Annotated in this window: 18 protein-coding genes; 2 read left to right on the top strand and 16 right to left on the bottom strand. The window is 38.1% G+C overall.

Annotation, left to right across the window (positions count from 1 at the left end; genetic code table 11):
* Nucleotides 1-143: 143 nt before the first annotated feature.
* The 12 genes from KHA95_RS02235 to KHA95_RS02290 form a co-directional block, all read right to left on the bottom strand.
* On the bottom strand, nt 144-893 hold the full coding sequence (locus KHA95_RS02235) for a response regulator transcription factor (protein WP_213135828.1): 750 nt from the start codon (nt 891-893) through the stop codon (nt 144-146).
* A gap of 24 nt (nt 894-917) precedes the next feature.
* Nucleotides 918-2699 carry a sensor histidine kinase gene (locus tag KHA95_RS02240; RefSeq protein WP_213135829.1) on the bottom strand — a complete coding sequence of 594 codons (1782 nt, stop codon included), beginning with the start codon at nt 2697-2699 and terminating at the stop codon, nt 918-920.
* A gap of 162 nt (nt 2700-2861) precedes the next feature.
* The gene (locus KHA95_RS02245; protein WP_213135830.1) at nt 2862-4181 is read right to left on the bottom strand and encodes a Gfo/Idh/MocA family protein; all 1320 of its coding nucleotides are present in this window, start codon (nt 4179-4181) and stop codon (nt 2862-2864) included.
* 57 nt (nt 4182-4238) lie between these two features.
* On the bottom strand, nt 4239-5831 hold the full coding sequence (locus KHA95_RS02250) for an extracellular solute-binding protein (protein WP_249316452.1): 1593 nt from the start codon (nt 5829-5831) through the stop codon (nt 4239-4241).
* Nucleotides 5812-6678: a carbohydrate ABC transporter permease gene (locus tag KHA95_RS02255; RefSeq protein ID WP_213135831.1), complete on the bottom strand. Its 867-nt coding sequence runs from the start codon at nt 6676-6678 to the stop codon at nt 5812-5814. The genes KHA95_RS02250 and KHA95_RS02255 overlap by 20 nt, the downstream gene beginning before the upstream one ends.
* A gap of 36 nt (nt 6679-6714) precedes the next feature.
* The gene (locus KHA95_RS02260; RefSeq protein WP_213136139.1) at nt 6715-7626 is read right to left on the bottom strand and encodes an ABC transporter permease; all 912 of its coding nucleotides are present in this window, start codon (nt 7624-7626) and stop codon (nt 6715-6717) included.
* Nucleotides 7627-7919: 293 nt separating this feature from the next.
* The gene (locus KHA95_RS02265; RefSeq protein WP_213135832.1) at nt 7920-8537 is read right to left on the bottom strand and encodes a YesL family protein; all 618 of its coding nucleotides are present in this window, start codon (nt 8535-8537) and stop codon (nt 7920-7922) included.
* Nucleotides 8538-8581: 44 nt separating this feature from the next.
* The gene (locus KHA95_RS02270) at nt 8582-10015 is read right to left on the bottom strand and encodes a sulfatase family protein (RefSeq protein WP_213135833.1); all 1434 of its coding nucleotides are present in this window, start codon (nt 10013-10015) and stop codon (nt 8582-8584) included.
* 77 nt (nt 10016-10092) lie between these two features.
* Complete coding sequence (locus KHA95_RS02275; protein ID WP_213135834.1) at nt 10093-11292, bottom strand: glycoside hydrolase family 88 protein; 1200 nt, start codon at nt 11290-11292, stop codon at nt 10093-10095.
* A 207-nt stretch (nt 11293-11499) separates the two neighbouring features.
* Nucleotides 11500-12366, bottom strand: coding sequence for a carbohydrate ABC transporter permease (locus KHA95_RS02280; protein ID WP_249316454.1), 867 nt, complete (start codon nt 12364-12366; stop codon nt 11500-11502).
* Between the two features lie 36 nt (nt 12367-12402).
* Entirely contained in the window at nt 12403-13302 is a 900-nt protein-coding gene (locus tag KHA95_RS02285) for a carbohydrate ABC transporter permease (protein WP_213135835.1), read from the bottom strand.
* 66 nt (nt 13303-13368) lie between these two features.
* Complete coding sequence (locus tag KHA95_RS02290) at nt 13369-14691, bottom strand: ABC transporter substrate-binding protein (RefSeq protein ID WP_349305424.1); 1323 nt, start codon at nt 14689-14691, stop codon at nt 13369-13371.
* 118 nt (nt 14692-14809) lie between these two features.
* On the opposite strand from KHA95_RS02290, the gene KHA95_RS02295 reads away from it, so the two are divergent.
* A complete protein-coding gene (locus tag KHA95_RS02295) occupies nt 14810-16315 on the top strand; it encodes a sensor histidine kinase (RefSeq protein WP_213135836.1) in 1506 nt (501 codons plus the stop codon).
* Between the two features lie 53 nt (nt 16316-16368).
* On the opposite strand, the gene KHA95_RS02300 is transcribed toward KHA95_RS02295, so the two are convergent.
* Nucleotides 16369-20139, bottom strand: coding sequence for a polysaccharide lyase family 8 super-sandwich domain-containing protein (locus KHA95_RS02300; RefSeq protein WP_213135837.1), 3771 nt, complete (start codon nt 20137-20139; stop codon nt 16369-16371).
* A 262-nt stretch (nt 20140-20401) separates the two neighbouring features.
* Between KHA95_RS02300 and KHA95_RS02305 the strand changes: the two genes are divergently transcribed.
* Nucleotides 20402-21085, top strand: a complete 684-nt coding sequence (locus KHA95_RS02305) for a response regulator transcription factor (protein WP_213135838.1) — start codon at nt 20402-20404, stop codon at nt 21083-21085.
* A gap of 76 nt (nt 21086-21161) precedes the next feature.
* On the opposite strand, the gene KHA95_RS02310 is transcribed toward KHA95_RS02305, so the two are convergent.
* Genes KHA95_RS02310 through KHA95_RS02320 form a run of 3 tightly spaced genes read right to left on the bottom strand, consistent with a single transcriptional unit; the run spans nt 21162 to nt 23936 of the window.
* On the bottom strand, nt 21162-21467 hold the full coding sequence (locus KHA95_RS02310) for a hypothetical protein (RefSeq protein ID WP_213135839.1): 306 nt from the start codon (nt 21465-21467) through the stop codon (nt 21162-21164).
* A 60-nt stretch (nt 21468-21527) separates the two neighbouring features.
* Complete coding sequence (locus KHA95_RS02315; protein WP_213135840.1) at nt 21528-23036, bottom strand: sulfatase family protein; 1509 nt, start codon at nt 23034-23036, stop codon at nt 21528-21530.
* Between the two features lie 30 nt (nt 23037-23066).
* Nucleotides 23067-23936 carry a class II fructose-bisphosphate aldolase gene (locus KHA95_RS02320; RefSeq protein WP_213135841.1) on the bottom strand — a complete coding sequence of 290 codons (870 nt, stop codon included), beginning with the start codon at nt 23934-23936 and terminating at the stop codon, nt 23067-23069.
* Nucleotide 23937: the final 1 nt, after the last annotated feature.

Raw genomic sequence — 23937 nt, forward strand, 5'->3', positions numbered from 1 at the left:
TCAAGGAATCTTAGAAGGAGATTACGGTTGATCAAAGAATAATTGAAGAATGCCATTCGCTGCATTCTTTCTAACATGATTATCTCCATCTTACCACCATTTAGAGAAATGATGATTCATAATCATATGAAACGTAGGTTTTATTAATGACTAATTAAGTTTCTTCTATATTCATTTGGGGATGTTCCACTATATTTCTTAAATACCTTGGAAAAATGGGCGTAATCGGGGTAACCGATAAATTCAGCTACTTCATAAGATTTTAAATATGGGTTCCCTAATAAGTTCTTTGCCTTTTCCATGCGAACTTTTGTAACAAATTGGATAAAGCTTAATCCTGTTTCCTCTTTAAATGTTCGGCTAAAATAAGCTGAAGAAAGTTCAACAAATGTCGTTACCTTTTGCAATGAGAGGGTTTCATCATTAAAATTTTCCTCAATAAATTTCACTGCCTGAGTAATTTTAGGAGAGAGCAGTGAGTTCTGCTTAATTAATTCTTCACTCGTTTCTCCTTCATTTAACTTTAAAATGTCATTTACTCTTTTTAACGCTTCCTGAACTAAATCGATCTTTATTGGTTTTAATAAATAATCAATGGCTCCTAATCTTAACGCTTTTTGAGCATATTCAAATTCACCGAAGCCTGATACGACAATAACTTCTGTTCGTTTATCAAATTTCTGAGTTTCTTGTATGAGTTCTAACCCGTCCATCGTCGGCATGCGAATATCTGTCACTAATAAGTCAGGTTTAAGCTCCTTCACTAGTTCCAATGCCTTTTTTCCATTATCTGCTTCTCCAACCACTTTAAAATTGAAAGGAGAACGTTCAATCATAACGGTTAAGCTTTTTTTAATCATATATTCGTCGTCTGCAATTACTACTTTGAACATGTAAGTCACCCTTTCCGAGGAAACCTATGCTTGCCTCGATTCATCAACGATTAAGGGAAGTTTCATTTGTACGATTGCACCAGATCGATCGGACTGCTTAATATGAATCCCATAAGGCGCTCCAAACTCTAGGCGGATTCGAACATGTACATTCCACAATCCAATTCCATATGATTGCATTGCATCGTTCACACGGTTAATCTGATCGATGTCAGAGATATGGAAAGCCTGATTGTAATGGTCCATGACCTCTTTATCCATTCCATTTCCTTTGTCAATGATTTCTAAAAGGTAATAGCCATTATCACGCTTCCCCGTGATTTTTAAGTAGTCTGGCTTTAACTGATTCGCTTCATAGCCATGTTCAAAGGCATTTTCAACAATCGGTTGTAAAACAAGCCGAATGGCATGTATATTCATAAGTGGCGTTTCATCAAAATCGAATTCTACATAAAGATCACGAAATCTTTCTTGTTGAATTTCAATAAAGCTTTTTATATTGTTCATCTCATTGTCTAATGTTATTTGGTCATTATTGCTTTCAATCGAATATCTAAACATGTCTGCAAGCGCAGTCGTCATTCGACTGATCGTCCATTCGCCATTAATAATGGCCTGTGAATTAATAATTTCAAGCGTGTTATATAAAAAATGGGGGTTGACTTGAAACTGCATCGCTTGAAGCATTGCTTCTCTCTGCTTGATAGCCATTTCCTTTTCGCGAAGTTCAGATTTATGTACAACGACAATAAGTCTTTGCATTTCGCTAACCATGTTATTGAAACTGCGGTTTAACTTACCGATTTCATCCTGTTTCCCTTCATGAACTCTTACTGTAAGATCACCCATTTCTGCCTGTTTTATTTTCTTTTGTAATGCCATCAAAGATTTGATCATTTTTAAAGAATAGCCGCCAATGAGAATTAATGCGATGATCGTGATTAAAGCAATAGAAGCAGCCGCAACATTCCGCAATTTGATTAGATCAGTCATTAACTCCCTCTTAGGTACTTCTGCAATCGTAATCAGATTTGTTAATGGAGATTGGTGATGCGTAACAATGTTTTTATCTCCCCTATTCTCTTTTATAAAGGAGCCATTCGGTTCTTTGAGAAATTGCTGTAATTCATCATTGGAAATAAACGATCCGATTTTTTCATTATCTTGATGATAAAGAATGAGTCCATTTGCGTTTACGATTGAGATATTTCCAGACTCACCTAAATGTACCTCACTAATGATTTTTGTTAATTGATTTAAGTTTAAATAAATTAGTAATATTCCCGTAGAATGATATGTTCTTGTATCTATTAATCTCCGCGCAATCGTTAACAAAGGCTCCTCTTGATCGCCAATCCCCATAATTGAATAATTCTTACCTTGAAGATCCTCTTCACTATATGTTTGATCACTCGTTGCTCCATAGCTTGTTACCTTACTTCCATCACTTCTCACAATCGACATGCCGGAAATATCAGGTCTACTTAAGCGAATATTAGGGAGCACTTCATTGGCAATCTGTCTGCGCAAGAAAAAATGTTCATAGCGATCATTGGCGTCTACCTTTAATAATTGTTGAATCAAAGGATCGGTAAAAATCGGCAGTGTTGTACGCTCTAAATTGGAAAAATAATAATCGAGATGGTGATTTAATTGTTGGACATATCGAATACTGGATTGTGTTGCATTATTTTCAATGGCAACCGTTGACTTTTGGTACCAATACAGCCCCGAAAGAGCAAACGGTACACATAAAGTCAGAATGATTAACCAAATAAGTTTTGTTCTTATTGATAAGGAGCCCATTGAATAATTCTCCTCTGCGTATTATTTATGATTAAGTAAACAACGTTCACTTTATTATAATGGAAAAGTTGAGAGGAGAAATATTGTGGATAAGAATGTTGATAAAAGATTAAGTAAAATTCAATGATGCCCCTGATGAGGCATCGTTGAATTTTAACTATATTATACGTTTAAGTTAACGACCCTGTTTTCTTCGTTTGCGCGGTCAGCTGCAAATACAATTAAATGTCCATTAATCGAATCATCTAATGTAGTAGTAGAAATAGATGGTTCATTTCCTTTTAACACATTCACAAAATCTTCTACTAAAAGTAAATCTCCGCCACCATGCATATCATTCGAAACATTTACATCTACTCTCTCTTCTGTATATAAATGATCTTTACGAGCGTCAGGATGACGAACAATAAAGTATCCATCCTCCATACATCCTTGAATTTCACCCTTCGTTCCAATAATATGGATATTTCGACAAGGCTTTGCACTTCCACCCATTAAATTATGTGTAGCTGTCGTACCGTTTTCGAATTCAATGACGACTGATTGATGATCAACAACATTATTATCACTATGCCACACACAGCGACCATATGGGTTATCTGTTTTCAATGATTCTATTTTTTGCTCCTTCGTTGGATCCGGACCTAAATGCTGAATGCTTCTCCATGCATACCAGCCCCAGTGACCTTGCTCGATATAATTCTTTTTAGCCGAGAATGGACATTCATGTTCAATTTTACAGTCAACTAAACAACGTTTTCCTGCACCCGCTGGAGCTTTCTCCGGACGGAAATGCATTAGACTTCCGAAGCTTGAAACTCTTTTTGGTTTCGTGCCACTCATCATCCATGTAATAATATCTAGGTCATGACAGCATTTTGCTAATAGCATAGAGGACTTACAATTTTCTTTGTTATTCCATTTCCCTCTTACAAAGGAAACCGCCATATGGCTGTATCCAACATTTTCAGCCGTTTGAATATTAATGATTTCACCAATTTCTCCATCTAATACTCTTCTTTTTATTTCCTTATAAAATGGAGCATAACGTAGAACGTGGCAGATCATCACTTTTCGATTGTATTGAGCAGCGATTTTATTTAACTCTAAAATCTCTTTTTCTGCTACACCAATTGGCTTTTCTAGCAAAACATCATACCCAGCCTTTAGAACAGGAATCGTTGTCTCTACATGAATTTCATCCATCGTTCCATTAATAACAGCGTCTGCAAATTGGGGTGTATTTATAAATGCTTCAATTGACTCGAAGCATCTTTCCGTGGGTATATTAAACTTCTTAGCTGCGTTATTTCTTCTCACTTGGTCGGGTTCAACGACGCCAACAACTTGTAGATCGGCTGGATGCTCCAGCGCGTATGTAGAATAAACATTCGTTCTATTTCCAGCTCCCATCAATACTGCTGTTACTTGGCCAGTCTTATCTTTGATCTCTTTTATATTCATTTCAACTGTTTGTACCATACCGCTCATCCTCCCAGTTTCAAATAAATCCCCCGTCATAACTCGGGGGATTCATCATTATTTCCTATTGGCTTCATACCAATCAGTTGCTTCTTTAATGACTTGATCTCCGCCGCGTTTTTTCCAATCAGCAACGAAAGCATCGAAATTCTCTAAGTCTTCTTTCCCTGTTAATACTTTTGCAGCAAACTCAACCCATAATCCGTTCTTTTGCAATTCTGGTCTTTCTAAAATTGTCGGTGGATTTGGCATATCAAGACCATCATTTTCGCGCCCTTCACTATCGGCAACATCGATTGCTTGTTTAATTAAATCCCCATGTGGTCGATTTGCTAAATAGTCTTCATCCTCTAAATGTGAAGGCCCAATAAATCGTAAAAAGATTTGATACAATGTTTCATTTTGAATCCCCTCTTGATCTGTTGGGTATTGATAATTAATTTTTCCATCTTCAATCGTATAGTTATCATCTTCAAGTCCATACGTTAATAATGTTTGAACTTCTTCTGTGAAAAATTGGTCTAAGAATTTAATTGCAGCAACTGGATCTTCGTTTGAGGCTGGGATTGCCCAGACCATTTGTGCTACTGGAGATAAGATAGAATGTCCACCTTTACCATCCGGTCCTGTTGGAGCGGGAATAATTTGCAGCTCTGCATCTGGCGTATTCTTTTGAATTTCCGTTAACCATTTATCAGGGTATGTTGGCTGGTGAATGAACATCCCAACATTTCCTTTACCTTTAATTTTCGCATCCCAATCTTTTCCTTGTTGAACAAGAAACTCGTTATCGAGTAATTTTTCTTCATATAACTGTTTATAAACAGCGAGCGCCTCTTTCATTTCTGGGCGAATAAAGTTTGGTACTAGCTCGCCCTCTAAATATTTCCAATCATTTGGCAAGACATCATACGACCCAAAAATCGCCTCACCCCAAGTAAAGTTTTCGCGAGCTGACCAAGGAATTGCGTCACCATTGCCTGTTGGATCTCCCTCTTTAAAGCGTCTAAACATCTCAATATACTCATCTAATGTTTTTGGGGTTTCAATGTTCAGTTTGTCCATCCAATCCTTCCGCACCATAACGACCGCGTCATTTATGACCGCACGTGTAGATGGAATCGCATAAATTTGTCCATCCTTACTTACATTCGGGCTATCCCATTGCTCTTGTGTAATGTATTTCTTAATATTTGGTGCATGCTCTTCAATGAGGTCATTTAGCGGAATAAACACACCTGAATCGATTGCCGGAGCAACTTGCGGTGAGTTAATTCCATTCACCTCCATTAAATCTGGGTATTCTCCACCAGCAAATGCCAGAGTTAAAGACTGCTCATATTCTGCCCATGAAAGAAGTTCCATTTCGATTTTCGTATTTGTTAGTTCGCCTAATTTTTTTACGTATTTGTCATTATTAATATTCGGTGACCCTTCAACTGCTTGGATTCCTTTATCAGCTAGTAGAATACTAAGTTTTTTTGTTCCCTCATCATCTGCTCCAGACGAAGATTGTTTATCATCTTTCCCACAACCAACTAAAGCGATCATCATTATTGCTAATACACCTAATATTAGCCATAGACCCTTACCTTTTTTCTTTAACATGTCATCACCCATTTCGTAATATTTATTCTTTAATTGAACCAAGCATAGCTCCTTGCGTAAAATACTTTTGAATAAACGGATAAATCATTAATATTGGAATGGTAGCAATCATAATTGCTGCCATTTTAATTCCTTCGATCGATGATAACGTCAATTCCACACTTTGCATCATTGCTTCCGCATCACTCTCTACTAATAGTTTCCGTAATTTTACTTGTAGCGGGAAAAGACTTGAGTCACGAATAAACATTAATGAATTGAAATAGCCATTCCAATGTCCGACTGCATAAAATAGTCCAACAGTTGTCATTGCTGGCAACGACATTGGTAAAGCAATTTTCCACCATGTTCGATATTCTCCACAACCATCTATCCTTGCTGCTTCTAATAAATCTTTAGGAATTCTTTGGAAGAATGACATCATAATAATGAGATTAAATGCACTAATCGCATTTGGAATCATAATTGACCAAAGTGTGTTCAGCATGCCTAGTTCCTTTACAACCAAGTAGGTTGGGATCATCGGCGCTTGGAAAATCATTGTAAATAACACTAGCAGAATTAGGAATGAACGCCCTTTCAAATCTGTTTTTGCAAGTCCATATGCCATCAATGATGTTAATAATAAATTGATAACGGTACCAACTACTGTGACAAAAACACTAATACCAAAAGCTCTCCAAATTGCCGCATCATTCAATACTGCCTTAAAGTTTAATAATGTAAAATCGACGGGAAAAATAGTGACCTTTCCTTGCATAATTGCATTGCCACTACTGAACGATCCAGCAAACACATGCAGGAATGGCAATAACATGACCAAACCTAGGAGCGTCAAAAATACATAGTTAAATCTAACAAATATCTGACGTGACATTGATTCCTTCATTCATTACGGCCTCCTCTCGCTGACTTTTCCGAATGATTAATAAATAGAATTTCCAGTCGTCTTTTTACTTAATTGGTTCGCACCAACGATTAAAATTAGTCCAATGACTGATTTAAATATGCCAATCGCTGTTGTATAACTAAATTGGCCGCCAACTAAACCAACGCGATAAATATACGTATCCAATACTTCTCCTGTTTCTCTTACTAATGGATTTAGAAGCATGTAAATTTGTTCAAATCCTAAATCTAGGATGTTACCGATTTGCAATAATAGAAGAATCATAATTGTAGGGAGTAAAGATGGCAATGTTATGTTCCATACTTGACGCAGTTTACCAGCACCATCTACCTCTGCTGCTTCATATAATTGTGGGTTAATTCCCGCCAAAGCCGCCATGTAGATGATCGTATTCCAGCCTACATCTTTCCAAACACCTGACCCGACGACAATCGAACGGAAATAACCAGGCTCTTGCATAAAAAATATTTCTTTTCCGCCAAAAGCTCTAATGATTTCATTGACGATTCCTGTGCTTGGGGATAATAGATTAATCACTAATCCTCCGACAATAACCCAAGATAGAAAATGTGGTAAATAAAGTACGGTTTGCACTGTTCTTTTAAACGCCATTTTCCTCACTTCATTTAATAAAAGCGCTAACAATATAGGTGCAGGAAAACCGAAAAGAAGTTTATATAAGCTTATTAACAATGTGTTGTTAAAAACCTGAGTAAATTCTGGATATGTAAACAAATTAACAAAGTGCTTAAAACCAACAAACGTGCTTCCAGATATCCCTTTGAAAACATTGTAATCTTGAAAAGCGATAATACTCCCAGCCAATGGAATGTATTTAAATATCAAAAAGTAGAGCACTCCCGGCATAATCATCGAGTAGATTGGCCAATGTTTTAAAAAATAGTTTTTCTTTTTAACCGCTTTCATTTCAGTTGAAACATCTTTAACAGTAAGTTCATTTGAATTCATCAAACCTTTTATCCCCCTTTCTTCCTGATGCATCCTCATTATATATTTCAGGAAAAGTGAATAACATGTGTATTTTTTCTAAAAGTTGTGCTTTTTTGCCCTTTTCAATAAAATTGACAAAAAAACTAGATCGATGAAAATAATACGAGTTTTTAAAAAACTCCTATGGAAGTAACCAAAAAAAGACCCTAAAACGTGATTTAGGGTCTTTCTTTGCAAATCAAAGTCATTGGGTTCCAACCTCTGTGTTTTTACCCATTATTGACCTCAATGGTTCCTTTTTGTTCAACTTTTCTAAACGCTCGCTCAATCAGACTATAAACCAGGTATACAGCAACACTAAAACTAATAAACATAGCTGCTGGAAAATAAAAATTTATAGCGATCGCCGCTCCAAAGATAAGCATTGATAAAAGTGTAAATGGCAAATGACTTATCGATAATAATAGAGCCGCTTTGATTGCATTGTTAAACGTTACATTATAATGAACGATAACAGGAAAAATATAGATCGTTACAAACACATATAAAATCCCCAGTAAAAAGAAAAAGGCAAACAGAGGATACTTGGCAATAGAATCAAGTTGATTTGTAAACATAAAGTCAGCGACTAATAAAATGGCGAACACAATCCATAAACAACCAATTAAAAAGCTTAGTTTAAAATTTTCTTTAAACATACGAAAATAAGTTGTGAATATCGGCGTGTCATAATGCGATTTCCAATCGCGTATAACGCCGAACATTGCCGTTGTTGCGGGAAAAATAGTGATAATTGGCAAGCACGCGAGCAGCCATAAAAGATTTAACACGAAAAAATTCATAATAAATTCCAAGGATCTATATATCTTGCTGTCTACAATTCCCATACGTTCCCCTCCTTGGCACTAGGTTAATATGTGTGCGCATTAAGTCATTTATTAATCGTAACATTCGTTGATAAACAAAAAGGATCGTTGACACCCTTTAACCAAGCACGTAATTTTCTGTCCAATTCGGATGCAATTGGTTGGCTTCCAGGATCGTTAATTTTTTCTGGTTGAAGCTGAAATGGGTCTTTCTTTAAATCATATAAATGACGGACTGGCTGATCACCAGGTGCATAACCATTATGGATTACATACGTATAATCATGCGTACGAATCGCTCTCCATCCAAATGCGCGATTATCCAATCCAGCTTTTTGAAATTCTTCTATTGCTTCTTTTCTGCCAGGGTATGCGCAAAGATATGCTTCAGTAGGCCCATCACTTTTTCTGCTTATAATCAATTGAGATAAATCCGTCCCTTCTACGGAATCAGGGATATGCAAGTTAAGCAACCCAAGCAATGTCGGCATAATATCAACCGTATTCAATAGTAGGCTCGACTTCGCTTCTGGGATTACTTCTGGCCAACGAATAGCGAAGGGTACCCCAATCGATTCCTCATACCATACATGCTTCGCCATTAGCCCATGGGAGCCCATCATTTCTCCATGATCAGATGTTAAAACGACAATCGTCTCATTTTCCAACTCTTCCTCTTTCAGCAATTGAAGAATCCTACCAAACTGATCATCGATGCCAGTAATCGCCGCAAAATAATTCAATTGATTTTCCTTTAACTCCGCTAAACCGCCAGCCACCTCTTCACCCGTATGAACATGATAGTTAGATTTATGAACATTTTTGCGCAATGGTAAATCCATTTTTTTGTAAAGTTCTCGATATTTTTCCGGAACTTGTTCGAACGGACTATGTGGTGGATTCCAAGAAACAAAAAGAGCAAATGGTCGATCTTGCTCCCTATTTTGGATAAACTCCAATGCTCGATCTGTTTCATGCTCTACTGACCATTGATTAACTTTTATTTTCTCTGAACTATTATGCCAGTAATGCGGAGAAAAATGGTCGTCCCAAGCGCCATATGAATACCAATATTGAAACCCATGCCTCTTCGGGCCAGGCGGAGTGTACGCATCCCATCCTTGCGCCCCTGACTCAGGTTCATCCGTAACATTCAGCTCAGGTAAATCAAGATGCCATTTTCCGATATATCCCGTTTCATATCCTGCCACAGATAAAACATCACTTATACAAACTTCATCTGGCTCTAACATCACATCCGCGCCAACCTTACAGTTCGTATATACTCCTGTATTAATCGGATACTTCCCTGTTAGTAATGATGAGCGATGCGGTGAGCAAAGCGGAGAAACAGTAACAGCGTCAGTTAAAACTGTACTTTCCTGCGCAAACGCATCAATATTCGGCGTAATAACCGGATCCTCATCCTCATAGCCAACGGCCTGCCGTCGCCATTGATCCGCAAAAATATAGATTAAATTTGGTGGCTGCTTAGCCATATTATCCGCTCCTGTTTATGATTATTAAAAAACACACCCTGGAAATCCAAGGTGTATATTCAATTTCTCGTCATTTTCTACCAATACATCTCCCAATCTTTCACTAGTCGTATTAATGCCTCGAAATAATAGTAGTCGCCCCAAATACAGCTTTCATCAATTCCACGACCGCCACCTTTATAATAAACAGCATGCTTTAAAATCCCATTTGCTTCACTATCGATTTCAGTCGTATAATTTTCATAAAGTGATTGGATCATTACTAGAGCTGCATTCTCATATACCCTCTTATCCGGATCCGTTAATGGCAAATGCTTTGCGATTTCTAATAATCCACATACCGTAATCGCAGCAGCGGAACTATCACGCTCTTCATCACCTTCTGTGAAAATTAAGTCCCAATAGCAAATTTGGTCTTCCGGCAATCGATTTAAATAATAATTCGTCAGCTTTTTCGATAACTCAATCAGGCTCCAGTCATTAATATAATGATGGCTTAAAGGAAATCCGTATATTCCCCATGCCTGCCCGCGTGCCCAACACGAGTCATCTGAATAGCCTTGTCGCGTATTTCCATACATAGGTTTCCCTGTTTCCGGATCCATATAATAAGTATGGAAGGTAGAAGCGTCTTCCCTGACAATATATTTTGCCGCTTGTTTTACATGCGTCTCTGCAATATCGCGATAAATGTTTTTCCCTGTTACTTCTGATGCCCAGTAAAGCAAAGGCAGATTAAGATTGCAGTCAATGATCATTCGGCCGCGCTCTTTAGGATCATTTAAATTCCCCCATGCTTGAATGATGCCTGCTTTGTCATAATATCTTGTAATTAGTAGGTCAGCCGCTTGTAGCGCTGTTTCTTTTGCGACTTCGTTTCCGGTTAGCTTATATGCACTTACACATGATAAAGAGTACAAGAAGCCAAGATCATGATGGTCAACTTCAATTCGCTTTTCTAGACGTTCCTTAAAACTTTCTACATGTTTTTCCGCAACTTTGCGATATTTTTCATCGCCTGTCCATTCGTATGCGAGCCAAAGCATTCCCGTCCAAAAGCTAGTTGTCCATTCAATATTGTCGATTGGCGGGTATACAAGATTTCTACTATTTGAATCTGGGAAAACATCTGTGAACTCATCTAGACTTTGATCAATTTTTGCCAGCACATGCTCGATTGCTTTTTCGACAAATGCTCGGTCTACTGGAGGAGCCTGCAAAAATCGCTCAATATTTTTTATTTTCTCCTCTTTAACTTCTTCTACAAAAGTCGTCATTTCCTTCACCTCAATATGATATTTAAAGCAGAAAATACGTATTAGTTGCAAACTTAGTTGTTGATTTGCGTTCCAGGTGGACGCTTTCCGCGGGCGGTCCGTGAGCTTCCTCGTCGCTTAGCTCCTGCCCGGGATCTCACGTAGACCGTAGATCCCACAGGAGTCGCCACCTTCCACTCCAATCAACTTGTGTACGCACATAGCCAACTATTTTATTCCCGTATTTGCCACACCTTCGATAAAGTGATCTTGTGCTAAGAAGTAGACGATGATCGTTGGTACAATGGCTGAGACGGCTGCTGCCATGAGCAAGGCGTATTCTGTGTTATATTCTGTGATAAAGTGCTGGATTCCGAGCTGTAATGTATATAAATGATCAGATGTTAAGTAAATTAACGGCCCTAGGAAATCATTCCATGAGTGCATAAATGAAAAAATAACGAGTGTTGCAATCGCTGGTTTTGAAAGCGGCATAATGATTCTCCAGTAAATCCCGAATTCGTTTAATCCGTCAATTCTTGCTGCTTCCATTAATTCATCTGGGATAGATAAGAAGAACTGTCTAAATAAAAATACTCCAAATGGATTAAAACAGCCTAGTAAAATTAATGCCCAATGTGAGTTAACGAGCCCTAATTCTTTCATAAGCATGAATTGTGGAATCATCATGACTTGATAAGGTATCATCATCGTCGCAATATATATGAAGAATAAGCGATTGCTTTCGGGAAACTTAATTTTTGCAAATGCATATCCAGCAAGTGAGCTATTGATCACCAATAAAATAGTTGTTACGACAGCAATTTTTAGCGTATTTAAATAATAGAGATGGAACGGAACCTTCGTCCAAACTGCTTGATAGTTGCTCCAGCGAAATGTTTCTGGAATCCATTTAATCGGAAATCCAAAAATTTCCGACTCTGCCTTTAATGAAGCAGATAACATCCATACAAATGGAAGGACCATCATGAGTGAAACTAAAATAATGACCACATATTTAATGATTTGTTTCATCGATATTTTTTTTGATTTTTGTATAGGTGTATAACTTGAAGCTTTAGTTGCCATTTCCATTGGAAACGTCAGCTCCTTTCTGTGTACTAAGATTGATTATTGGTCAAACCCACTTTTTTGCACCTTAAACTGAATAAAGGCGAATAATAGAATGAGCATAAACAACACATAAGCCATTGATGACGCATATCCGTATTCAAATTGTTTAAATGCCGTGTTATAAATGTCGTAAACAAGGACATGTGTTGATCTTCCTGGTCCACCACCTGTTAAAATATAAATTAAATCAAATACTTTAAAGGAGTTAATGACTCCGATAATCGTTGTGAAAAATAATACAGGAGCCAACATCGGTACGGTTACATTGAAAAACTTTGAAACTGGGCCTGCGCCATCAAGCTCAGCCGCTTCATATAAATAATTCGGTATCCCTTGCAATCCAGCTAAAAACAAAACCATATAATATCCGATCGAATGCCATATATACACAATAGAAACGGAAACAAGCGCCCAACTCGGGGATGAAAGCCAGCCTGGGGGATTATCGATACCGATTGTCGTAAGAAATCCATTAATCGGTCCCATTGATGGATTAAAAATCAGTTGCCAAACTGCAGCAACTGCAATCGTTGCTGTTACATATGGCAAAAATACAGCTGTTCTAAACACTTTTACAAAGCGAATCCCTTTATTCAAGGCAACCGCAATTAAAACGGATAAAAACAATGTGATTGGAACAGAAATTAATGTAAATAGAATACTATTAATAAATGAAATTCGAAAATTAGCATCGGACAGTAAATTTTTATAGTTCTGTAACCCAATAAACTCAATCTTCCCAAAGCCGTTCCATGAGGTAAAACTCATCGCAAAAGAGGCGATAACGGGAATGAAAATAAATACGAGGAAGCCCAATATATTCGGAAGTAGAAATGTGTAAGCAATTAAACGATTTCTTCTTACCACTTTCGATTTTGGCGCACTCACTTGCTTCATGATGTTCAGTCCTTTCTATTAAAGAACCGGCACTGTCGATTGCGGCAGTGCCGTGCTTTTTAATGATTACTTACCTTCGTACTTACTTGCCCATTCCTTTTGAACTCGTTCTGAAATTTTGTCAATCGCTTCATCAACCGTTTGTTCACCAATTAAGGCAAGTTCACCCTCTTGGGTAAAGATTTGCCCGACAACAACGTTCTTTACACCTTGAAGCATTGGGTATTCCGGATATTCTTTTGCTTCTAAGAAGTAATGGAGATTTTCTGGTTTTTGTGAGCCATCACCAAGATAAGCCTTTTCAACGTCTTCATCCATATAGCCTGTTAAATAACCGTTAGAAGCAAATTGTACTGCCCCTTCTTTACCTGTTGCATATTTTAAGAACTCAAACGCTTCTTTTGGATGCTTCGTGTTGTTATTCATCATAACCGTTACCGGAAGTGCAGTTGTTGTATTTTTCGCTATGCCTTCTGGATGTGGAACAGGTACGACATCCCAATCAAAGTCGATATCACCTGCTGTTTCAGCCTCACGAAGTTGCGCTACATGCCAGTCACCAATGATACTCATCGCTACATTCCCTTTTTGGAATGCTGCATTATAGTGTGCACCTGTTGTTACTTGCTCAGACCAGCCCATAATGGAGCCATCTTTTTCTAGGTCTAAACGGAATTGTAATGCATCTTTAAATGGGGTTAAATCTTTATCAATAATGGTTGCACCTTCTTGCACTGCACTCATATACCATAGTTGCGGCCATTGTTGGATATATGCTCCGTATACTTTATTTTCGCCGCTTCCGCTCGTCATCTTCTTCGCCAATTCACGGAATTCATCCCATGTCATATCGTCCGTTGGGTGTTCAACGCCTTTTTCATCGAATAATGTTTTGTTGTAGTAAAGCAGTGTATTTGATTTACGATAAGGAAGACTTTTGACTTCATCCTCATGTTTGTACGTGTCATACATCGTTCCAAATCCCGATACATCTAACCCGCTTTCTTTTATTAAATCGTCTAGTGAAGCCAATAATCCTGTATCAATCATTTGATCCATTTGTCCTGTAAATAAATCATAGCCATCACCGCTTGAAAGCTGCATACGAATTTTTTCATAGTATTGCTGTTGTGGAAATGATTCAAATGTAATATCTATATTTGGGTGATCCTTTTTAAAATCCTCATAAACACTTTCAAAGGTTTCCTTGTCATCAGGGAAAACCGCCATTTTCAAACTTACACTTTCATTTGAATTCTCGTTGTTTTTTGCTTCGCCATTATTTTCCTTAGCATTCGCATTACTTTCATTTGAATTTCCGCTCGAACATCCAACGATGATTCCGATACAAAGAATGATCATCGCTATTAATCCCATTGTCTTTTTCACTTCGTTGTCCCCCTTATGTTTTGAAATGTTTTATTGTATACTCAGTGTAAGGGTTTTCAACCCGTTGAATAAGTAGAAAGTTTTATACCCCTCTTACCAACCATCAGGAGTGAACAGAATGATCTTCTTATCCTTACTATGCATCGTCGTATTAATCTTTTTCATTTACAAAAATATGAGAAGCTCATCCATCTTTTTTTTATCTACTTTAACGATTAGTTGGATTTTGGCTTATATTTCATTCACCCTTTATTTATCAAAATTCAATTATTATTTTAATATCGTCAACCAATTTATCGATTTCAGTCCAGGAACGTGGAATAATCTCGTCTTGAGAAATTTCGACGGGATTACGTTAATTCGCCTATTTAATTTCGGAATCATCTTATTTTATTTTTCTTTTTTGTGCTTCGCTGTCTCCTTTGTTGAGTTCATTAAAAATAAAAGAAAACAAATCTATGTATATAGCATTCTAGGCATTTTTGGTTTAATTCAATTTATTTATTATGATCCTAGTGTTCATCTTTTGCTGCAAGATTACGCTGTAACTATGGGTAAATTACGCCTATATCATCTTTACAGCAATGTTGGGGATACTATCTTTCAAACGATTAACCTTTTACATATTATTGGTGGGCTATTCTTATTTGCTTACCACTTCATCCTCTATTACAAATTAAGATATATTCGCCATTACACACTTTATAATGTAGTAAGTCTTTTACCTTTAACACTATTGCATTTATTAATTTTCTATTGGGCTCCAAATAATTTTGTAAAAATAACATTTAGCGAAAGTTATATTAATTATTTGCAGCCGCCTCTCCATAACGCTTTATTTGAATATCGCTTTTTTCCTTTGCTTGCCCTGTTCGCAGTTGGTTTAATGATCTATAACGTATTTAAGTACAAAGCAATCGAATCGCGCTATTCAAGTATTAATGTAATTACAAAGAAAAAACTGGATACCGCCTCATTAGGAGTTCGGGCATTTACACACGCAATCAAAAATCATCTGCTCGCCATCCGCTCTGAAGCTGAATATTTACAAGAAAAGCTCGCTGATGATGAAGATGCATTATATAGCTTAAAGCTCATGATTGACGCTTGTGAGAATTCATTTCAAAGCATTAACGAAGCAAATGAAAAGTTAAGATCGATTACATTAAACATGAAACCTGTGCCTTTATCTGTCCCAATTAAGAAAGCTCTTGAAAGATTCCATGCGAAAACATTAAATGTCAACCTACACTTTCCTCATTCAGATCGAGATACAATTGTATATATAGATGAGGAATATGTTCAAGAAGCCATTTATAATATCCTTAAAAACTCGGTCGAAGCTGTTTCTAACAAACATGGGGATGTATGGATCAAAATGGAGGAGGTTGGTCAATGGGGGACGATTATTATTACTGATAATGGCCCGGGGATTGATGCTGAAAATATAGATGAAATTTTCACCCCATTTTTCTCAACGAAGCCTTCGATTACGAACTGGGGGATTGGCCTTTCCTTTTGCCATAAAGTCATTACTGCTCACGGTGGAAAAATTGAAGTGACAAGTGAAAAGGGGAAAAAGACTCAATTTGATATTTTATTGCCGATTGTTAATAAACTATAATTGCTGGCTACAAAAAGGGACTCCCTACTTATACAGGAGTCCCATTCAACATTTTATTTAATTTTCATACTTCCCCGAAAGGCTTGATCTTTGATGTCGAGTACCACTTGTCCATCATCATCTAAAATAAGAGTGGAAAGTTGGGCGGATGATATATTCATGAACAATATTACTTCAAACACCTTCCCGTTTTTATCACGAGCTTTCGCCTTAATTTCGGCGGTTGCTTCATCCAGTTGAACTAAGCTTGCTTCTTTTAAATCTAATTGTAATCCGCTTGGTGTAATATGAATGCTTGCATCTCCAATGAGGCTATTATTCTTTCCTGATGTCCATTTACTCTGAATATGCAATTTCTTGCCAAGCTCTAAATTCTTTGGCAAATCGATATGGCCATTAGCTTGAATCTTAATTCCAGATTTAATAGGTTCAGAAGATTGATCTTTCATTTGAAGTTTAGTAGTAAATGTTTCCCCTTGCGCCTGGTCTACATTGATCTCCAATTTTATTTTTCCATCTACTTGTTTTACTTTCACATTTTCATCTGCTTCTAATACTTTTGACATTTCCCCAGCAACTTCGATAATGACACGTCCTTCATTTTCCATCGTCGGATCTGAAACAGCAATGTCGAGTATCCCATCTGTCTCCTGCATCGTAACAGAAGCTTTTTGGTACACTGTTAAAGGTCCAACCGTTTGCTTTTCATCATTCCAGAAGTTTGCACCGATCATATTTTCTTTCACTTCCTGAACAGCTTGAACAGCAGAATCGTTTCTTAAAATTTGAATATCCGGTTGTTTTGCGTACTCTTCCGTTTGCTCTTGGCTTCGACCTGGAAGAAGAACGTATGAATACGTATCATTTTCAGGTTTTACGCCATGGTCAAACCACATCGTCGCGTAAGCTCTCTTGATTGGGTCTGCTGGTTCCGTGTAATTAATGTCCTTCCATGCACCTGTTCGCTCTTCTTTTTTTACTGTTAATGTTTTTCCTTCCGGAAAATAGTATCCAATGTCCGCACCTTGGACATTCCCTTCAAGATGAGCCCACTCGGCAGCTAATTTTTGATCAGTTCCATTGTTTAAATCAGGGGCTTCCCCATTAATGACAAGTTTATTAGAGGCGTCATCGCGGATCTTGCGATTTTCCACAATCGTTTCGATGTTTCGCTCTTCACCACTTGTAATGCCAGTTCCAAGTGCAACAATTTCGTCATTAAACATGAACCATGATTTTTTTGCGGTAAGAGAACTGTTCCAGCCTATATAAGACATACCTGTTGAGCCGAAGCGATCGTTTAATGTTGAGCCGCCTACCCACGTCTCTGATGATGTATGCTCACCGCTTCCATCTGCTCTTATCGTCGTATCGACTGTCGTTCCAGGCATCCGGTAAGGATCTACGGTCGGCCAAAAATCATCGCTATATTGGCCAAGATCAGCGTTGTATAAATACGTCATTCCATCACCTGTATACCAGCCTTTACGGTTTTCATCGTTCATATCTTCATAGTTTTGAATACGACTCGAATACATGCTAATTCCAAACGCATAGCCAGGTTTTCTATGGACTACACGGTCCATAGCCGCAAACGTCTTATGGAAGTCAAGATCTCCCCTTGCCGTTACATTGGGATTATCCAAAAGTTGTTTAGCCAAAGTCATATCACGGAAATTCCCTGCATTCTCCAAATAATCTAAGAAGGTGTCTTCTTGCAGCCAATATTTTGCCATTTTCTCATATTTTTCTGCAAATGGCTCAGGCGCAAATTGGGCCATACGAATCACACTTTTAATAATTGTATGTCCTGCCACATGATCTTGAAGGAAGCTGCGAGAAATGGCTCTTCCTCTTACCATATCCATTAAAGCACCTTTATACATAAATGGTTCATAGGCATTTTCAATCCATTCATACACATTATTGACCTTTGGATCCTTCACATCCCAAGTAGACTCACTCAGTAGTTCAAGTAGCTCTGTCAAACCTTCGATTAATACGATTCCGTAAGATCCGTTGTAAGCAATATTTTCATGTTGTACAAACGACCCATCTTTATAAAATCCGTTTCCTTCTGTTACATTTTCAAATGTTTGACTAAGTGCATCACGCGCGGCGGCGATTTTATCGGTATCCTTCACTATCACTCCACGCACACCGACTACTTTACTTACATCAATTCGATTCGCTCCAAATGCTTCTCGATATCTTTCAGGCGTCGTTGCACCCGATTTCGTTGGATCGGGCTGAAAATGATCGACTACACTCAAATAACGATGTACGGTTTCTTTATCCATATAATCGTATAAAAGAACCATAATATTATTTAATTCATTTGGCACTCCAATCTCCCAATTCCACCAATTGCTATACTGAATGATATTTTCGTTATACTGGTTTTGATATAACCACTCAAGCGCCGATAACATATCCTCCAACAAGGCAGGGTTACGATATAGAGACGAATGTTCATTTGTAAAAACATGGGCCATTGCAGTAATATTACGGTAGTTCGCTCTTATATCTGCTGAATTATCTTTGCTGGCAAACTCAGTCCATAAATATGTACGGTTTTCATTTTTCACCATACTTTTCCAAATTGCCTCTGCCGTCTTTGTTTTATTTTTAATCACCTCTGCCATTCGCTCATTCGATCCATCAAAATAGTCTAGGCTTGTAATCTGGTTTTCCCATCTTTTTCGTAGCTGATCATATTCATCTAACGCAACAGCTTGAACAGTGATCTGGCTTTCACTTTTTACTCTTCCATCTTCGGTCTCAACAGTAATTGTAGCTGTTCCCGCAGAAACGGCTTCAACAAACCCATTTTGAATTAAAGCCACCTCTTCATTTGAAGAACGCCAAACCAATGTTTCAGCATCCGCATTTTTAGGAGTCATATTTGCTTTAAGCAAACGAATTTCTCCTGATTCCAAGTTAAGTTCCTTAGGGTTCAGGTCAAGCCCTTCGATAGCTGGTGCTTCTTCATTATCGTTTTTGGTCACTTTTACATGACTGCTAGCAGATAACCCATTATCGGTAGAAACAGTGATCATCGCTTCACCTACTGAAATGCCAGTCACTATGCCATTCTCCACTGTCGCAACTGTTTCATTCGTGGAAGACCAAGAGATGCTGGAACTAGTATCAGCAGGATCGACTATTGCATTCAATAATGCTGTTTCTTGCTCTTTCAAGACAATCTCACTCTGTTCAATGGAGATCGATTGTGCAGGATTGATTAATTCAAGCGAAACATCGTCAAACATTGCTACACCCGTCCCTGTTTCGAAGAAAAGCTGTACTCGAATACTGTCTGCATGTACGGGAACCTTTACATCCATTTTGATTTGTGTCCAATCATGCGTCCCTGTCAATCGATTAGAATATAATAGGTCGAGTTGTTGACTGCCCTCATATAAAACGACTCTGATGCGGGCACCTTGGCCGCTAACGATATCTTCTGTTTTCAGCCAAGTGCTTAGCTGATATGTTTTCCCTCCTATTACCGATACGTCTTGTGACACGGCTGCTCTGCCATTTTCTTCACTGGATATTTTTAATCCATAATTACCTGTATGAGCTGCATCTTCAGATATGGATACAACTGGATTTCCCGTCGGCTTCCAAACACTCCAGTTCGCTGCCCCTAATTGGTCCCATCCTGCGCTTGCACTTTCAGTCTCTTCCAAGCTAGGATTAAGTAATAGCCGCTTTGATTCATCTGCTTGAACAATTGATACATTTAGGACCATCGTTAATAATAACGATAGACTAATAAAAATAGATAGACTCTTTTTCACTAGCTGCCTTGTAATCATTCTTTCTCTCCTTTTCGTAATATTAATTCGCCTTTGGAAAGGTACCCTCTTCTTTGTTAACGCTTACAACTATCTACTAATTAAAACCTCCCTTTTTCAAAGATGAACATTGGTGTATAATAATTGTAAGTGGTTTCATAAAGTCTCTTAAGTGGAAAAGATTATACCACCTATAAATAGACCTAGAACTTTCAGTCTATTCTATATTTTTAGGTATCCCTGTAAATACATTCAATTCATATGCTTTGTTGGAGGGAATCTATTGGAAACGATTCATATATTAATTGCCGATGATATGGAAGCACATCGCAGACGACTCGAAAGAATTATTGCTAGTGAAAAAGATTTAGTATTAACCGCGTCAGCCAAAAGTGGGTATGAAGCAGTCGCTCTAGCTGCTGTCAAAAAGCCAAACATCGTATTATTAGATATCGAAATGGAAAGCCAAATGGCTGGTATTAAAGCAGCAGCAGAAATCCATAAAATTTTGCCTGATACAAAAATCATCATGCTAACAATTCATCAAGATAATAATGTTGTTTTCGCCGCTTTCCAAACTGGCATTGTTGATTACTTAATTAAATCAGCCCCTAAAGAGGAAATTCTCGAAGCGATTTATTCTGCCGCTAATAATCAATCTCCTATCCGGCCCATCATCGCCGAAAAAATAAGGGAAGAATTTGCTCGTATTAAAAAGTCGGAAGATCATTTAACGGGATTTTTTAAAGTTATAGCTACCCTTACACCATCTGAACTTGAAGTATTAAAGCTCCTATGCAAAGGGTTAAAACGAAAAGAAATTGCAGAAGAACGCAGCGTCGAAATGGAGACGGTCAAAAAACAAATTAGTAGTTTACTGAAGAAATTTGATCGACGGAATACAAAGGAAATTGTAGAAGTAGTGAATGAGTTAAAATTATTCGATATGATTAGAGACATATCATGAATAAAACGATCAATCAGAATGGACTCTTAATGCCCATTCTGATTGACCGTTTTTAATGCTTCCTTAAAGGCCTGATTCACTCTATTCGTAACTGGAATATATAACTGTTTTCTTTCGGATACTCTGAAAAGTTAATTTCCCTTTCCTTTTCTATAATCTTCAACATGCATTCCTTTCTTTTTAGTTTGGAAAGCCATTGCAATGCTCGCAAATCCTGTAAAGCGTGATAAAAGACCTTGAGGCGAATGGAAGGTACAGCATTTCCTGTTGCCAATTGATCCAAATGAGGGGTATGGATTCTATTTATTTCCTGCACAGCCAAGTGCTCAATATTCCTAATCACCAGTTGGATGAAGATATTAGATTTCGTTAACTTCATCATTGTCTAGCTTCCCTACATTGATAAAAAAGGACAGGCTACATTGAGCAAGTCCTTTTCTTCCTATGCATGGGCAATTCTTGGCATTGGCATTGGTTCTTTCCCAAGTTCGGCCCACGCATATTTTAATAAAAGTTCCATTTTTATAGATTGATATTCAGGGTGATTCCACAGATTATGGCACTCTTTTGAATCCGCCTTCAAATCGAACAATTCTCCATATGTTTGATTATAGTAAACGGTTAGTTTATATCGATCATTTACGTATGTTTTTTGGTGGATGGTTGTCGGCTCATGCCTAAATTCACAAATAATGTGGTCCCTCACTTGTCGCACTTCGCCTTTCCATACGTCTGTCTGATCCACTCCCGTCATTTGATATGGAATAGAAATTCCTGTCATACTTAAAAATGTCGGTGCAAGATCGACTAAACTTTGCATTGCTTCGGATACATTTCCTGCTGGAACTTGCTGCGGATAGCGGACGATAAATGGAACTTTAATTAAGTCCTCATAGTGGAATCCACCTTTATACTGAAGTCCATGCTGACCAAAGAAATGTCCGTGATCGCTTGTAAAAACAATAATTGTATTATCGGCAATGCCAAGTGCATCGAGCTTATTAAGAATTTCCCCAATGTATTTATCCATCATGCTGATCATGCCGTAGTAGGTTGCGGTCAACTTTTTATGATCTTCCTCATTTACTTTATGTGTATGATAGCCGTGGATGCCGAAGCCTGTTTCCTGATAAGATGAAAAATCCGGATTTTCCTCCTGTGTTAATTGAAAATGAGGAGGATTTTGATTATGTTCTCCATCTTTTCCCTTAGGGATCGTTAACTGATCTGGATCATACATTTTATCCCATGGCTCCGGAACAAGATATGGGGGATGCGGATCAAAAAAGCTCGACCATAAAAAGAAATTCTCATCATTTTCTACGTATTGCTCTAGTAAGGCATTTGTTCGCTCCGCAATCCAAGTGTTGTAATGATATTTCTCTGGAATTGCCCACGTATATTTTTCCTCAGGATCCATATTTCCTGTTGGCGCTAGGAAATAATCACGCCAATTTGTGCAACCTTTTTCCTCCATCCATAATGCATAGTGCTGGCCGACTAGATGTTCATTCGTATGGTTTCTAGCCAGCTCGACGGTTTCAAACCCGTAAAAAGGTTTATTAAACGTCTTCCAATATTCCAGATCACTTAATAATGGATACGATTCAATCGATGGATAATCTTCATGATCCTTCGTCTGTTGAAAATGTGCTTTCCCGATCAATGCTGTCCGATAATTATGTTGCTGAAATACTTCTCCAACCGTTAAACGGTCTTCCAGTAGCTTCGTTCCAAGTGTCCACGCACCATGCTGACTTGGATATGTGCCGGTGATAATTGAAGCTCTCGTTGGTGTGCATGTAGGGTTCGGGCAATACGCGCGTTCAAACATTGTCCCTTCACGAACTAACCGATCTAAATTTGGCGTTTGAATTTCAGGGTTAAAAGCGCCAATCGTGTTGAAATGCTGCTGGTCACTTGTGATTAATAAAACGTTTGGTTTTTTCATTCTCACCCACCCCTTTCATTCATGGCTCGCCTAAACAAACGCAGGAACAACCTTGCCCTCACTGCCGACCATCTTGATTTTTGATTTTGCCATCTCTTTCGCTGCTTCTTTTGCCTTTTGCAAGTAAGAGCGCGGATCAAGATTTTCTGGTTCGTCCTCAAAATGTTTTCGGATTGCTTCTGAGTAAGCATTCTTCAATTCTGTTGAGACATTAACTTTTGCCATACCTAAAGATACACAGCGACGTACATCTTCATCAGGAATGGCCGAGCCCCCATGCAATACAAGTGGAACGTCTATAAGCTTAGCAATTTCGGCGATTCTGCCAAAATCAATTTCTGGCTTCCCTTTGTAAATGCCATGTGCTGTACCGATCGCTGGAGCAAGTGTTGGGACACCCGTTAATTCAACAAATAGCTGACATTCTTCAGGGATTGCCTTTTGGGCATCTTCTTCTGCTACGACAATATCGTCTTCTACCCCGCCTACTTTGCCGAGCTCCGCCTCGACATTCACTCCAAGCGATCTCGCAAGATTCATCACTTCATTCGTTTTAACGACGTTCTCTTGGAACGAATGCATAGATGCATCAATCATGACAGATGTGTAGCCAGCTTGAATCGCTTCCTTAATCACTTCAAAATTTGTGCAATGATCAAGATGCAAACCAGTTGGGATATTATAGTGCTCTGACGCGGCTTTCGCGACTGCAACAATATTTTTAGCACCGAGTGATTGGACAGTACCTACCGTTGTTTGTAAAATCACTGGTGATTTTAATTCTGCCGCCGCTTCCAGGACCCAAAAAATACTATCAAACGAGTGAACGTTGAATGCGACAATACCGTGCTGATCTTGTTTTGCCTTTTCAAGCATAGGTGTGGTTGAAATAAGTGCCATT

The sequence above is a fragment of the Bacillus sp. FJAT-50079 genome, assembly GCF_018343515.1.
In the GTDB taxonomy this organism is placed as follows: domain Bacteria; phylum Bacillota; class Bacilli; order Bacillales; family Bacillaceae_C; genus Lederbergia.